We start from the raw sequence: 241 nt of genomic DNA on the forward strand, positions 1-241 counted from the left end.
CTCGGCGATCGGCACTCTGGTGGAACGCTCAACGCGCTTCACCCTTCTACTGCACCTACCACCGATGCCAGGTCATGGCGCCGGGCCGCGCAAAAAGAACGGTCCCGCACTCGCGGCACACGGAGCTGAAGCTGTTCGAGATGCCATCACCAAATCCATTCAGACCGTCCCCAAGCATCTGTGCAAATCACTGACGTGGGACCAAGGTGCTGAGATGGCTCAACATGAGCAATTGAAGGAA

The 241-nt window shown here is 58.1% G+C and carries 1 pseudogene; it reads left to right on the forward strand.

Annotation, left to right across the window (positions count from 1 at the left end):
- Positions 1 to 241 (forward strand): annotated as a pseudogene (locus E1297_RS00225) (IS30 family transposase); the annotation flags it as partial.

The sequence above is a fragment of the Roseibium sp. RKSG952 genome (genome assembly GCF_009711355.1).